General features: G+C 57.9%; 14 protein-coding genes. 9 read left to right on the top strand and 5 right to left on the bottom strand.

Going from position 1 to position 13,800, the window contains the following annotated elements; genetic code table 11:
• The first annotated feature begins 148 nt into the window (after positions 1-148).
• Entirely contained in the window at positions 149-1,153 is a 1,005-nt protein-coding gene (locus tag ACR0CA_RS02325; protein WP_170786786.1) for a GlxA family transcriptional regulator, read from the top strand.
• On the opposite strand, the gene ACR0CA_RS02320 is transcribed toward ACR0CA_RS02325, so the two are convergent.
• Positions 1,150-2,244: a PQQ-dependent sugar dehydrogenase gene (locus ACR0CA_RS02320; protein WP_480897326.1), complete on the bottom strand. Its 1,095-nt coding sequence runs from the start codon at positions 2,242-2,244 to the stop codon at positions 1,150-1,152. The genes ACR0CA_RS02325 and ACR0CA_RS02320 overlap by 4 nt on opposite strands.
• Positions 2,245-2,395: 151 nt before the next feature.
• On the opposite strand from ACR0CA_RS02320, the gene ACR0CA_RS02315 reads away from it, so the two are divergent.
• The 7 genes from ACR0CA_RS02315 to ACR0CA_RS02285 all read left to right on the top strand — a co-directional run bounded on the left by ACR0CA_RS02315 (position 2,396) and on the right by ACR0CA_RS02285 (position 8,530).
• Complete coding sequence (locus ACR0CA_RS02315) at positions 2,396-3,577, top strand: ABC transporter substrate-binding protein (protein ID WP_170769768.1); 1,182 nt, start codon at positions 2,396-2,398, stop codon at positions 3,575-3,577.
• A gap of 127 nt (positions 3,578-3,704) precedes the next feature.
• Positions 3,705-4,493: an ABC transporter ATP-binding protein gene (locus tag ACR0CA_RS02310; protein WP_480897325.1), complete on the top strand. Its 789-nt coding sequence runs from the start codon at positions 3,705-3,707 to the stop codon at positions 4,491-4,493.
• A gap of 8 nt (positions 4,494-4,501) precedes the next feature.
• Positions 4,502-5,332 carry an ABC transporter ATP-binding protein gene (locus tag ACR0CA_RS02305; protein WP_170769848.1) on the top strand — a complete coding sequence of 277 codons (831 nt, stop codon included), beginning with the start codon at positions 4,502-4,504 and terminating at the stop codon, positions 5,330-5,332.
• 2 nt (positions 5,333-5,334) lie between these two features.
• A complete protein-coding gene (locus tag ACR0CA_RS02300) occupies positions 5,335-5,775 on the top strand; it encodes a hypothetical protein (RefSeq protein WP_480897324.1) in 441 nt (146 codons plus the stop codon).
• The gene (locus ACR0CA_RS02295) at positions 5,775-6,785 is read left to right on the top strand and encodes a branched-chain amino acid ABC transporter permease (protein WP_170790892.1); all 1,011 of its coding nucleotides are present in this window, start codon (positions 5,775-5,777) and stop codon (positions 6,783-6,785) included. The genes ACR0CA_RS02300 and ACR0CA_RS02295 overlap by 1 nt, the downstream gene beginning before the upstream one ends.
• On the top strand, positions 6,782-8,095 hold the full coding sequence (locus ACR0CA_RS02290) for a branched-chain amino acid ABC transporter permease (RefSeq protein WP_480897323.1): 1,314 nt from the start codon (positions 6,782-6,784) through the stop codon (positions 8,093-8,095). Before ACR0CA_RS02295 ends, ACR0CA_RS02290 begins: the two co-directional genes overlap by 4 nt.
• A gap of 180 nt (positions 8,096-8,275) precedes the next feature.
• Positions 8,276-8,530 carry a hypothetical protein gene (locus tag ACR0CA_RS02285; protein ID WP_170769773.1) on the top strand — a complete coding sequence of 85 codons (255 nt, stop codon included), beginning with the start codon at positions 8,276-8,278 and terminating at the stop codon, positions 8,528-8,530.
• Between the two features lie 36 nt (positions 8,531-8,566).
• On the opposite strand, the gene ACR0CA_RS02280 is transcribed toward ACR0CA_RS02285, so the two are convergent.
• Positions 8,567-10,108 (bottom strand): helicase HerA-like domain-containing protein, encoded by a 1,542-nt coding sequence (locus ACR0CA_RS02280; protein ID WP_170769774.1) that lies wholly within the window; start codon positions 10,106-10,108, stop codon positions 8,567-8,569.
• Between the two features lie 436 nt (positions 10,109-10,544).
• Here ACR0CA_RS02280 and ACR0CA_RS02275 point away from each other — a divergent pair, with 436 nt between their 5' ends.
• Positions 10,545-11,144 (top strand): invasion associated locus B family protein, encoded by a 600-nt coding sequence (locus tag ACR0CA_RS02275; RefSeq protein WP_170769775.1) that lies wholly within the window; start codon positions 10,545-10,547, stop codon positions 11,142-11,144.
• 42 nt (positions 11,145-11,186) lie between these two features.
• On the opposite strand, the gene ACR0CA_RS02270 is transcribed toward ACR0CA_RS02275, so the two are convergent.
• From ACR0CA_RS02270 to lpxD, 3 genes are read right to left on the bottom strand one after another with little or no spacing between them, the layout of a single operon-like run.
• Positions 11,187-12,395 carry a beta-ketoacyl-[acyl-carrier-protein] synthase family protein gene (locus ACR0CA_RS02270; protein WP_170769776.1) on the bottom strand — a complete coding sequence of 403 codons (1,209 nt, stop codon included), beginning with the start codon at positions 12,393-12,395 and terminating at the stop codon, positions 11,187-11,189.
• A gap of 9 nt (positions 12,396-12,404) precedes the next feature.
• A complete protein-coding gene (locus ACR0CA_RS02265; protein ID WP_170786803.1) occupies positions 12,405-12,662 on the bottom strand; it encodes an acyl carrier protein in 258 nt (85 codons plus the stop codon).
• A gap of 32 nt (positions 12,663-12,694) precedes the next feature.
• Positions 12,695-13,786: a UDP-3-O-(3-hydroxymyristoyl)glucosamine N-acyltransferase gene (lpxD, locus tag ACR0CA_RS02260; protein WP_480897322.1), complete on the bottom strand. Its 1,092-nt coding sequence runs from the start codon at positions 13,784-13,786 to the stop codon at positions 12,695-12,697.
• Between the last annotated feature and the right edge of the window lie 14 nt (positions 13,787-13,800).

Genomic DNA, 13,800 nt, shown 5'->3' with positions numbered 1-13,800 from the left:
TTCAGGTCGTCTCTATACAAAATGCGTGACAGAGTGACCATATCCCAATTGCGCCCCCTTGACGTCGTAAACAAGCTTTGATCATGGTGGTTTTAATACGTGCCGCCGGACCTATCGTCCCCTGGCGGCGAATCAAGGACACCTCGCCATGCAAGAGCAACGCCAAGTTGTCACGGTGCAAGACACTGCGGCCAACCCTAAGAATTTCGTGTTTGTCCTTTTGGACAAGTTCTCTTTGCTGTCTTTTGCGTCGGCACTGGACAGCCTGCGCATCGCCAATCGTATGGCCGATAAAGAGCTGTACACCTGGACCTTTGCCGGTGAAGGCGGTGACACCGTTACATGTTCGGCTGGAGCCAACTTCAAACTTGATTCCGATCTCGTTGAACTTCAGCGCGATGCCGTGATCCTGATTTGCGGCGGCGTAGATGTTCAGAACGCCACCACCAAGAAGGTGCTCAATTGGGTACGACGCGAGGCGCGGCGGGGATTGAAAATTGGCGGATTGTGTACAGCAGCCTTCACTCTGGCCAAGGCTGGTTTGATGGATGGCAAACGCGCGACAATCCACTGGGAGAATTCGGACAGCTTCATCGAGGAATTCGATGAGGTCGAGCTGACGAAATCCGTGTTCCAGATCGACGGCAACCGGATGACGACGGCGGGCGGGACTTCGTCCATCGACCTGATGTTGAAGATCATCGCGGATGACTATGGTGAAGATCTGGCGAATGCGGTGGCGGATCAGATGATCTATTCGTCGATCCGCACGGATCAGGACACGCAGCGCCTGTCGACCCCCACCCGGATCGGGGTTCGGCATCCAAAGCTCAGCCAGGTCATCCTTATGATGGAAAAAAACATCGAAGAGCCGATCTCGCCCTCGATTCTGGCCAAGGATGTCGGCATGTCCACGCGCCAGCTGGAACGGCTGTTCCGGCGCTACCTGAGCCGCTCACCCAAGCGGTATTACATGGAGCTGCGGCTGCACAAGGCGCGAAACCTGCTGATGCAGACCGATATGAGCGTGATCAACGTGGCGCTGGCCTGTGGCTTTGCCAGCCCGTCGCATTTCTCGAAATGCTACCGCGCCCATTACAACACCACGCCATATCGCGAGCGAGGCGCTCAAGGCGGGAAACTGTCTGTTTAACCCGGTGTCATCCGGTAAACCGCGCCCTGCCCGACAGAGATAAACCAGATCGCCCCGTCCGGCGCTTCCACAATATCGCGGACTCGTTCTGTCGCTGAGCCCTCGATCTTTTCGACCTCGGTCAGGGGCGATCCTGCGAGACGGGCAATATAGTCAAACTTCAGGGAGCCAACGAATATATCGCCGGCCCATTGCGGCCATAGCTTGCCGGAATAAACCAACAGACCCGAGGGTGCGATGGACGGGTCCCAATAAAATTTCGGCTGTTCAAGCCCATCTTTGAAAGTGCCCTCGCCAATCTTCTTACCCGAATAGTGACGACCGTACGAAATGATCGGCCAGCCGTAATTCCGTCCGGGTTGGATCAGGTTCACCTCATCCCCGCCGCGCGCACCGTGTTCTGCGGCCCACAAGCGGCCCTGTGCGTCCAATCCGGCCCCCTGTGGGTTGCGATGGCCATAGGACCAGATTTCGGGCCGAACATCCGGCGCCCCCACAAACGGGTTATCCGCAGGAACTGTTCCGTCACGGTTCACGCGGATCACTGAACCAATAGGGTTGGACGTTTCCTGCGCTTGGGGGCGGTCGCCGCGATCCCCAATAGTGACAAATAAAGTGCCGTCGTTGGCCTCGACCACACGCGAACCGAAATGTCGACCACCGGACCCTCCGGGAACGGCTTCGAAGAGGACCCGCAGATTGGTCAGCCGATCCCCGCTTTCAGACAGCCGCGCCACGGATAGAGCGGTACCGGCCCCACCCCGTTGAGGCTTTGAGAAGGTCAGAAAAATCTCCCGGCTTTGCGTGAAATCACGGGCGATTGTCACATCCAGCAACCCACCCTGTCCGTTTGCCGCAACCTTTGGGACACCGCGCACCTTCTTTGCCTTGCCATCCGAGACATGCAGCAACTCTCCATCCCGTTCTGTCACCAGAAACGATCCGTCAGGCATAATTCCGACGGCCCACGGCGTATCCAGCCCCTGAACCATCGGCTCAACCTGCACTGAACCCGAAGAGGTGCTTAAGACCTCAGCACGCAGCGGGACGCTTAGCAGCGTCAAAAGAAGAAGCGCAAATGCTCGGACCATCATTTTTCCCTTCAAAATCACTGCGTCAGCCCTATGAGACCAAATAGCTTTCCTTTGCGCAAAAACACGTTTGCGTTAGGACTTTTCTTTTCCGAGCAGCTTGCCTAGGGTCGTGACCAGAACGAATACGTTCACAATAGGGAGTAACCATATGAAAAAGCTGCTTACTGCAACTGCGGCATCCGCTCTGCTGGCTGGTCCGGCTCTGGCCGAAGATATCACGCTGGGCGTCCTGTTCGGCTTCACCGGCCCGATTGAATCACTGGCCCCGGCGATGGGTTCAGGTGCGGAACTGGCAATGGCCGAAGTCACCGAATCTGGCAAGCTGCTGGACGGCACCAAAGTCAGCGCGTCCCGCGCCGATACTGGTTGTATCGACAATGGCCTGGCGACCTCGAACGGAGAGCGTATGATCGCAGATGGAGTTGCTGGCATCATTGGCGGCGACTGCTCGGGTGTGACCGGCGCGATCCTGCAGAACGTCGCTATTCCAAACGGCATGGTGATGATTTCGCCATCGGCGACTTCGCCCGGCCTGTCGACCATGGAAGACAACGGCCTGTTCTTCCGCACCGCGCCGTCGGATGCGCGTGAAGGTCAGGTGATGGCGGACATCCTGAATGACCGTGGCATCAGCTCGATTGCACTGACCTACACCAACAACGATTACGGCAAGGGTTTGGCAGACGCGATCCAGTCCTCGTTTGAGGCGTCAGGTGGCGAAGTGACCATCGTTGCCGCACACGAAGACGGCAAGGCCGACTACTCGGCCGAAGTGGGCGCGCTGGCCTCGGCCGGTGGCGACATTCTGGTTGTCGCGGGTTATCTCGACCAAGGTGGTCTGGGTATCATCCAGTCGGCACTGGACAGCGGTGCGTTTGACACGTTCGGTCTGCCCGGCGGCATGATCGGTGACTCGCTTCCCAACAATGTTGGCCCGGACCTGAACGGCTCGTTCGGTCAGATCGCCGGTTCGGGTGGCGAGGGCGCCGAGAAGTACTTTGCAATGGCTGAAGCCGCCGGTTTCGACGGTTCGTCGCCTTATTCGCCGGAAGCCTATGACGCAGCTGCGCTGTTCATGCTGGCCATGCAGGCCGCAGGCTCGACCAGCCCCGCCGATTACGGCAGCAAGATCATGGACGTCGCCAACGCACCGGGTGAAAAGATCTACCCAGGTGAGCTGGCCAAGGGTCTGGAACTGCTGGCCGCAGGTCAGGACATCGACTATGTCGGCGCGTCCGGCGTTGAGCTGATCGGCCCCGGCGAAAGCGCGGGTTCGTACCGCGAGATCGAAGTGACCGACGGCGAGAACAAAACCGTCAACTTCCGTTGATCCAAGGTTAACAGTCATAAAAACAAGCAGCCCGGGCCTTGTGTCCGGGCTGTTTCAATGACAAAAGCCCGCACCATTCGTACAGGAATGTGGCAACAACGCCGGAAAACGGCGGCTAGGGGAAAAGATGATCGTCGTCGAAGACGTGCACAAGCATTTCGGCGGGTTTCATGCGGTAGACGGGGCATCGCTGGAAATCCAAAAGGGCTCGATCACCGGTCTGATCGGGCCGAACGGGGCCGGAAAAACCACTCTGTTCAATGTGATCGCGGGCGTTCTGCCGCCGACCAGCGGGAAGGTCCATATGGATGGTGAGGATATCACCGGCCTGCCCCCGCATGAGCTGTTTCACAAGGGCCTGCTGCGCACCTTCCAGATTGCGCATGAATTTTCTTCGATGTCCTGCCGCGAGAATCTGATGATGGTGCCGGGTGCGCAATCAGGTGAATCGCTTTGGAACACGTGGTTCGGGCGCAAACGCATTGCCGATGAAGAACGCGCATTGAAGGCCAAGGCCGATGAGGTGCTGGAGTTCCTGACCATCGAACATCTGGCCGATCACAAGGCCGGTCAGGTCTCGGGCGGACAGAAAAAACTGCTGGAACTGGGTCGCACCATGATGGTCGACGCCAAGATCGTGTTTCTGGACGAGGTTGGCGCGGGCGTGAACCGTACCCTTTTGATGACCATCGCCGACACGATCCTGCGCCTGAACAAGGAACGCGGCTATACCTTCGTGGTCATCGAACATGACATGGATTTCATCGGCAAGATCTGCGACCCGGTCATCTGTATGGCTGAAGGCAAGGTGCTGGCCGAAGGTACTCTGGATCAGATCAAGGCCAATGAGCACGTGATCGAGGCCTATCTGGGCACCGGCCTGAAAAACAAAGACAAGCTGGAGGCCCAAACATGACCGCTGGCGTGAGCGACAATCCTTATCACGACGACAAGGGCAACAAGGACGCCTCAATCACCAACACACATGGTGTCGGCACCATGACCCCCGCCCATCGCAAAAGCGGTGAGACGCATAAGGTCGAGGGCGGCCCCTTCCTGATCGGCGACACTATGACCGGCGGTTACGGCAAGGGGCCCGACATTCTGCATGACTGCACCATCGCGGTCGATAAAGGCGAAATCGCCGTGATCGTCGGCCCCAACGGCGCAGGAAAATCGACCGCGATGAAGGCGGTCTTCGGAATGCTGGACGTCCGCGCCGGAGCTGTTCGACTGGACGGCGAAGACATCACCAAACTGTCGCCGCAAGATCGGGTGATTAAGGGCATGGGGTTTGTGCCACAGACGTCGAACATCTTCACCTCGATGACGGTGGAAGAAAACCTTGAGATGGGTGCCTTCATCCGCCGCGACGATATTTCGGGAACGATGGAGCAGGTCTATGACCTCTTCCCGATCCTGCGCGACAAACGCAACCAAGCCGCCGGAGAGCTGTCGGGCGGCCAACGCCAGCAGGTCGCCGTGGGCCGCGCGCTGATGACCCAACCTAAGGTGCTGATGCTGGACGAACCCACCGCTGGCGTCTCGCCCATCGTGATGGATGAGCTATTCGACCGGATCATCGAGGTTTCCCGCACCGGGCTGCCGATCCTGATGGTCGAACAGAACGCCCGTCAGGCACTGGAGATCGCGGACAAGGGATACGTGCTGGTTCAAGGGCGGAATGCCTATACCGGCACGGGCAAGGAATTACTGGCTGATCCAGAAGTGCGTAAGAGTTTCTTGGGGGGGTGAGGATGTTTCTGAAGTTCAACCCGGTTGCTCCGATAGCAATTCTGTTTACGGCAAACACAGTCGCTTTTGCCGATCAGGCTCAAAACCTATCTTCTCTGTTTTCCTGTAAGTTCGGACCTGAGTGTACCAGAGACAATCAGGACTGCAAAAAATACGATATCTGGATGATCGTCAGACACTACAAATCTGAGGATCAGTATAAATTGTTCGACGCTCTAAATTCCCACGAACAAGAAGCAGAATTTGGCGAAATAGGGGAGCTGCTCGTTTTCGATTCAATGTCTTCAGGAAACGGTGAAAAAGACTTTGGAGCTTTCTCGAAGATGGTTATTGCATCGACAATGGAAGCTTCTCTGCAAGGCGGTGCCATGTGGCGCATGGATGATCTTCCAACGCGTTACACTTCCTATAACCATGATGGCGCCTGCACGGTGATAAACTAATGGACTTCCTCAACGCCCTTGTGGCGCTCTCCAACTTCGTTCTTGTTCCCGCAATCGCCTATGGCAGCCAGTTGGCGCTGGGGGCTTTGGGGGTGACGCTGATCTATGGCATCCTGCGGTTCTCGAACTTTGCCCATGGCGACACGATGGCCTTTGGCGCGATGATCGCTGTTCTGGTCACGTGGGGCCTGCAGGCCGCAGGGGTCAGTTTCGGGCCGCTGCCCACCGCTCTGCTGGCCCTGCCCTTTGCAATTCTGGGCTGTATCGTGCTTGTACTGATCACGGACCGGCTGGTTTACAGGTTCTACCGCGAACAAAAGGCCAAGCCGGTCATTCTGGTGATCGTGTCGATGGGCGTGATGTTCATCATGAACGGGATCGTGCGGTTCATCATCGGCCCGGATGATCAGCGCTTTTCGGACGGAGAGCGGTTCATCGTCTCGGCGCGCGACTTCAAAGCGATGACCGGGCTGCGCGAGGGGCTGGCGATCAAGACCTCTCAGGGCATCACCGTGATCGTCGCTGTTGTCGCCGTTGCGTTGCTGTTCTGGTTTCTGAACAAAACACGCACCGGCAAGTCGATGCGGGCCTACTCGGATAACGAGGATCTGGCCCTACTGTCCGGCATCAACCCGGAACGCGTGGTGATGATCACATGGATCATCGTTGCCGCGCTGGCGACCACGGCGGGTGTGCTCTATGGCCTCGACAAAAGTTTCAAACCCTTCGTCTATTTCCAGCTTCTGCTGCCGATCTTTGCCTCGGCCATCGTGGGCGGGCTTGGCAATCCGCTGGGGGCCATTGCGGGTGGCTTCATCATCGCCTTTTCCGAGGTGACCATCACCTACGCATGGAAAAAGGTACTGACCTATCTGGCCCCTGAAAGCCTTGAGCCCTCTGGCCTGGTCCAATTTCTGTCCACTGATTACAAATTCGCCGTCAGCTTCGTGATCCTGCTGATTGTGCTTCTGTTTAAACCCACGGGCCTGTTCAAGGGGAAAGCGGTATGACCGAGACTGTCAAGAATACGCTGCTTTTCGTTGCCGTCGGCAGCCTGATCCTGCTGACCGGGTTCACGCAAAGCTGGAACGCGGCGATCCTGATCCTGAACATGGGGCTGATCTCGGCCATCATGTCCATCGGGGTGAACCTGCAATGGGGCTTTGCGGGCCTTTTCAACGTCGGCGTCATGGGCTTTGTCGCGCTGGGCGGGCTAGCGGTTGTGCTGGTTTCCACCCCACCGACGCCGGGCGCATGGACCGGCGGGGGCTTTGGCGTCATCCTCGCGCTGCTGCTGGGGGCCGCGACGGTTGTGGCCGCTGTGATCACCGCGCAGAAGATGCCCAAAGGGCGGGTGCAAACATTGGCGATCATCGGCATTCTGATCATCGGTTTCTTTGTCTACCGCGCCATTTTCGACCCCAACGTCGCCTCAATTGAGGCCATCGACCCCGCCGTCGCGGGTAATATCGGAGGTCTGAACCTGCCCGTTCTGCTTGCTTGGCCCGCCGGAGGTCTGCTGGCTGCAGGTGCCGCCTGGTTGATCGGGAAAACCGCGTTGGGTCTGCGCTCGGATTATCTGGCGATTGCGACGCTGGGTATTGCCGAGATCATTATCGCCATCATGAAGAACGAGGACTGGCTGGCCCGCGGCGTCAAGAATGTCTACGGCATCCCGCGCCCTGCGCCCGTGGTCGGCTATGAGGTCGAATTGCAGGCCGATCCCGGTTTCATCGCTCGCGCCGAATGGCTAGGTCTTGATCCAGTCACGGCCTCGACGCTTTCGGTCAAGCTGGGCTATTCGCTGCTGTTCACCATAGTGCTGCTGGTGCTGCTTTGGATGGCACAGATGGCGCTGAAAAGCCCATGGGGACGGATGATGCGCGCCATTCGCGACAATGAAGTTGCGGCCGAGGCGATGGGCAAGGACGTCACCCGCCGCCATTTGCAGATCTTTGTTCTGGGCTCCGCGATCTGCGGTATTGCGGGCGCGATGATGACCACACTGGACGGGCAGCTGACGCCGGGCACCTACAATCCGCTGCGCTTTACCTTCCTCGTCTGGGTGATGGTGATCGTCGGCGGCTCGGGCAACAATTTCGGCGCGGTTCTGGGCGCGTTCCTGATCTGGTTCCTGTGGGTCCAGGTCGAGCCGATGGGCCTTTGGCTGATGAACCTGATTACTTCAACCATGCCCGAAGGCAGCGCATTGAAGGCGCATCTGATCGACAGCGCTGCCCATATGCGCCTGTTCACGATGGGTTTGATACTGTTGATCGTCCTCAGGTTCAGCCCACGCGGATTGATACCAGAAAAGTAACAGTTATCTCAAAAGCGACGAAACCGTGCCTCTTTTCAGGCGCGGTTTCTTGATCTAAGCGCGCTGTCCGTCTAGACGGGGTACAACCAGTTTGACATTGGCCGAAATCCCACGCGTTTACGGGAATTTAGAAAATCCGTAGAATGATGCGACTACCCTGTTGAGTATAAAAGAGTTCACATGACTTCGACGCTGACCAAATCACTGCTGCTGCTTCCTCTGATCGCCGGATTGGCAGCTTGCGTTCCAAGCCCGGAAGATTTTGAAACCACACCGGTCAAAGTCCAAACTCCGAAGGGTGAAGTTACGTGCCAACTGTACCGCCCTGATCGCGTCATTTGGGACCGCGCGATTGATTTCCCGGCCACCAAAATGACGGTCCCCGAGGCGGACGCCTATTGCAAGCAAGAAGGCCAGCGCCGCCTTAAGGGATAAGCCCGTCGCCGGAGCGGTCCGCGACTGTCCCCGGCCCTACCTGCTTTTGAACAACCCGCCCAGAATGCCGCGCACGATGCGGCGGCCTGTTGTTCCTTTGAGTTCTTTGATGACCGCCTCGCTCATGGCGGAGGCAAAGCTGTCCTTCTTGCGCATCACGCGTGAGGATGACCGCCCAACCCGGCTGCCGGAGTATCTGCGTGCCGTTGCGAATTCCCGCTCGGCCACGGATTGGGTTTCGATTTCTTCCTCGGCCTTTTCTGCCGCCTGAGCGGCCGCATCTGCGCGGGTCTGAAGGATTTCAAAGGCCGATTTTCTGTCCTTCAGCTCTCGGTACTTCGCCTCCATCGACGAAGCGGCAACAATGGCTTGACGCTCAGCCTTCGTGATTGGCCCCAACTGAGACCCCGGCGGACGAATCAAAGTCCGCTCGACCACGCCAGGTACGCCCTTTTTCTCCAGCATCGAAGTGACCGCCTCGCCTACGCCGACCTCGCGGATCGCGGCTTCGGTATCGAAAGCGGGGTTCTCTCGGTAGGTCTCCGCCGCCAGACGCAAGTTCTTGCGGTCGCGCGCGGTGAAGGCCCGCAGCGCATGTTGAACCCGGTTGCCCAATTGGCCCAGAATATCTTCGGGTATGTCGGCGGGGTTCTGGGAAATGAAATACACCCCCACGCCCTTGGACCGGATCAGGCGTGCGACTTGTTCCACTTTGTCCACCAAAACCTTGGGTGCATCTTCGAACAGAAGATGCGCTTCGTCGAAAAAGAATACCAGTTTAGGCTTGTCGGGGTCGCCCACCTCGGGCAGTTCTTCGAACAATTCGCTGAGCAGCCACAGCAGGAACGTCGCATAAAGCCGGGGCGACCCCATCAGCTTGTCCGAGGCGAGGATGTTCACGACTCCCTGCCCTTGCGCGTCGGTGTGCATAAGATCAGCCAGTTCCAGTGCGGGTTCACCAAACAGGTTCGCGCCGCCCTGATTTTCTAGCACCAGCAGCCGCCGTTGGATCGCACCAATCGAAGATGTCGAGACATTGCCAAACCGTAATGAAAGCTGGCCTCGGTTCTCTCCCACCCAAACCAGCAGCGATTGTAGGTCCTTGAGGTCAAGCAGTGGCATCCCTTCGTCATCAGCCACACGGAAGGCAATGTTCAGGATACCTTCCTGCGCCTCGCTGAGGTCCATCAAGCGCGATAACAGCAGCGGACCCATCTCGGTTACAGTGGTGCGGACGGGATGACCCTGCTCTCCGAACAAATCCCAGAACGTGACCGGACAAGCGCCATAGCTATAGTCCGAAAACCCGATTGTCTGGGCGCGATCCTGAAACGCCTGATGAAGTTTGTGCGCTGCGCTGCCCGCCTTGGCCAACCCCGAAAGATCGCCCTTAACATCCGACAAAAATACGGGCACCCCGGCCTGCGAGAAACCCTCTGCCAGAATTTGCAGAGTCACTGTTTTTCCGGTCCCGGTCGCACCCGCGATCAGCCCGTGGCGGTTGGCGTATTTCAGCGTCAGGTTTTCCGGTTCGCTGTAGCCATCCCCGGCTCCGCCCAAAAAGATATTGTTTTGCATATGAAATTTGCCCCAATTTCCACCGGTCTGAGGGCAGCATACAAATTTAACAAATAACTGCGATAGTCTATTCGCCGCCTGTAACCAAACCGGAAGCAGGCGGCAGACTTCCTCCCTGTCGACTGGCCGCGCCTTTGGGCGCGGCTTTTTTCACGAAAACCGCCGAAGTGATCAATTTTTCAGGTTAGCAGTTGACCGCCGCGATTCCCTCTCGTAACGTCTGCGCATAACTAAGTCGGCCAGTCCGACGGGGAGAAAATTATAGAAAAGGGAGCCGCTCCACCGGCTCCCTTTTTTTGTTGCTCCAACGATAGTTTTCATCTGTGGACAGGCAAAAATCCGATCACATCAACGCATTTTCTTGGCATAGTGCCTGACACCCTGCCGGAACAGTGTTAGACCGTGCAAAAAGCGTATCCACAGAACCGAGGCGTTCATGATCAAGAAACTTCTCACTCTCAATGTTGTTGCCGCCATGCTTTGGGCCGGGGCGGTCGCGGCGCAGGAAAATCAAGCCGACACTACAACTGCTCCGCAGACTCAGGCTGGTGCGGATTTGGATCTTGGCGAGGAAGGACCACGCGTAGGTAGCCGCTACATCAAAGAAGAGCACGGTGATTGGATGATCTCGTGTGTGAAGACTGAAGCAGGTGAAGATCCCTGTTTCCTCCGCCAAATTCTGGCCGGTGACCAGGGGCAGCCCATTGCCGACATCACTATTCAGAATCTGCCCGAGGGCTCTCCTGCTGCCGCCCGAGCAACGGTCGTAGTTCCGCTTGAAATCCTGTTGCAGGCACAGCTTGCTCTGTCCATCGACGGCGCACCTGGCAAGCGGTACAACTATCACCATTGCAACCCGGTCGGATGCCTCGCACAGCTTGGGTTCACTCAAGGTGACATTGACGCAATGAAAGCAGGGACAACGGCAACGCTGTCGTTGGTGTCTTTGTTGGCACCGACTCAGTTGTTGGAAATGGAAGTCTCGCTGGCCGGATTCACCGCTGGTTTTGATACGCTTGAGCCTGCGCAAAACTAACCGAACCGCCGGAGCGCGCTGTCAGAAGACAGCGCGTTCCTTTTAGACTTGCCTTAGAGCAAGAACAGCATTCAGGCCACCAAAGGCGAACGCATTGCTCAGCGCAACTTCTACCTTGGCTTTGCGGGCTTCGTTCGGAACCACATCCAAAGCGCATTCCGGGTCAGGTTCCTCATAGCCGATCGTAGGCGCAATCACGCCGTCACGCAGGGCCATAATGCAGGCCAACAGTTCTACCGCACCGGTGCCGCCGATCAGGTGTCCATGCATGGATTTGGTGGACGAGATCATCAGATCATCCGCATGCGGACCAAAGACATCCGCCACAGCCGCGCATTCGGTCTTGTCATTGGCCGCCGTGCCGGTTCCGTGCGCGTTGATATAGCCCACCTGATCGGCATTGATCCCACCATCCGCCAAAGCGCCCGAAATTGCCCGAGCCGCGCCTTGTTTGCTGGGCATCACGATATCTGCGGCGTCCGAAGTCATGGCAAACCCCACCACTTCACACAGGATCTCGGCCCCACGCGCGCGGGCGTGTTCGTACTCCTCAAAAACAAAGACACCTGCGCCTTCGCCCTGAACCATACCGTTGCGGTTTGCGCTGAACGGACGGCAGGCGTCTTTGGACATGACCCGCAGCCCTTCCCACGCCTTGACGCCGCCAAAGCACAGCATGGATTCCGCTCCACCCGTCAGCATCGCCGGGGCCGCGCCGCTGCGCACCATCTGGAACGCCAGAGCCATCGCGTGATTTGACGAGGCACAGGCGGTCGAGACCGTAAAGCTGGGCCCTTTGAGGTTATGTTCCATAGATACGTGGCTGGCCGCCGCGTTGTTCATCAGCTTGGGCACGACAAAGGGGTGAACCCGGTTCTTACCGTCCTCATAGACTGAGCGGTAATTGTCATCCCAGGTCGACACGCCGCCACCGGCTGTTCCCAAAACAACGCCTGAGCGCGCCGCTAGATCGCCATGAAATTCGATCCCAGACTGTTCGATTGCTTCTTTTGCCGCCGTCAGGGTGAATTGCGTAAACCGATCATACAGGGTCATCTGTTGGCGGTTGAACCGGCCCTCGGCCTCGAACCCGCGCACCTGACCGCCAATCTTGATGGCAAGGCGCTCGACATCGCGGAACTCAAGTTCGGAAATACCGCAGCGCCCCTCGCGCATCGCCTCAAGCGTCGCCGGAACGGAGTGGCCCAACGAGTTGATCGTGCCCGCACCGGTAATAACAACGCGTTTCATGATCCTGCGTCAGACCTTTTCCGACACGAGCTTTTCGATACCGGCGATGATCGCAGCGACATTCGAGATGTCAAAATCGCTGGCTGTCGGCTCGTTGGCATTGAACGGGACTGAGATGTCGAACTCTTCCTCGATGGCGAAGATGCTTTCGACCAGCCCAAGGCTGTCGATCCCCAGATCTTCGAGCGTACTTTCGGGCGTCACATCCGAAGGGTCCAGCACGGCCTGTTCGGCGATGATGGCGATGACGCGATCGGTGATGCTCATGTCGATCCTCTGATTATCCCGTTGAGGGTGATTTAATCACTCGGCGACTGTTTGAAAACAGCCTTTTTCAACGCCTCTACGTCACGGGCCATGCGCGGCAGGCGGCGTTGCGCTTTGTAAATGTCCGTATGAGATTCCATTTTTATTCCCGGATAACCCATGATGACACGGCCCGCTGGTACGTTGGACAGGATCTTTGTGCCACCGCCTGAGATCACGCCATCGCCAATAAAAATATTGTCGACCACACCGGTCTGACCGCCCAAAACAACGTTGTTTCCAATCTCGACCGAGCCTGACACACCGGTTTGCCCGCACAGCAAGCAATCGCGCCCTACGCGGGTATTGTGGCCTACATGCACAAGGTTATCCAGTTTCGAGCCATCGCCGATCCGGGTATTGCGGATCGTACCATTGTCGACAGTGCAGTTGGCGCCAACTTCGACATCATCACCGATCTCGACCGCGCCAAGTGAGTGAATGCGCAACCAGCTTTGGGCCCGTGCGTCGCCCTTGTCGCCCATGGTCTTGCGCACGTTTTCAACGTCCGACACCTCGGGCGTGACAAAGCTGAACCCGTCGCCGCCGATACGCGCGCCGGGTTGCGCGGTAAAGCGGTCTCCGATCTGTGCGCGGGCACCGATGCTGACCATTTCGCGCAGCATGGCGTTCTGACCCAGAACTGCATCCATCCCGACCACACAATGCGCCCCGATAACCGAACCCGCGCCGATTTTGGCCCGAGCGCCGATCACCGCCAATGGGCCGATCGAGACGTCTTCGCCGATCTCTGCCGTTGGGTCGACAACGGCTGACGGGTCAATGCCGGGCGCAATCCCCTGCCCCCGGTCCAGCATCGCGGTGATCCCCGCCATTGCCATCCGTGGACGCGGAACAAAGATGGCGGCCTGCAACCCCATGGCCTGCCAATCCGCACCTTCCCACAACACGGCCGCGCGGGCCGCGCCGTTGCCCAAAGCCTCGGCATATTTGGGGGACATTGCCATCGCCAGATCATCAGGACCTGCATCCGCCGGTTCCGCTGCGCGCGCGATGATCAGGCTGACATCGCCCTGACATTCCGCGCCAAGGGCATCGGCAATCTGCTGAATGGTATAGTGCATGTCGGGTTCCCCGG

This window comes from Ruegeria sp. F12 (assembly GCF_056533885.1).
The sequence above is the reverse complement of the archived record's forward strand: the minus strand, read 5'-3'. Positions and strand labels throughout refer to the sequence as shown.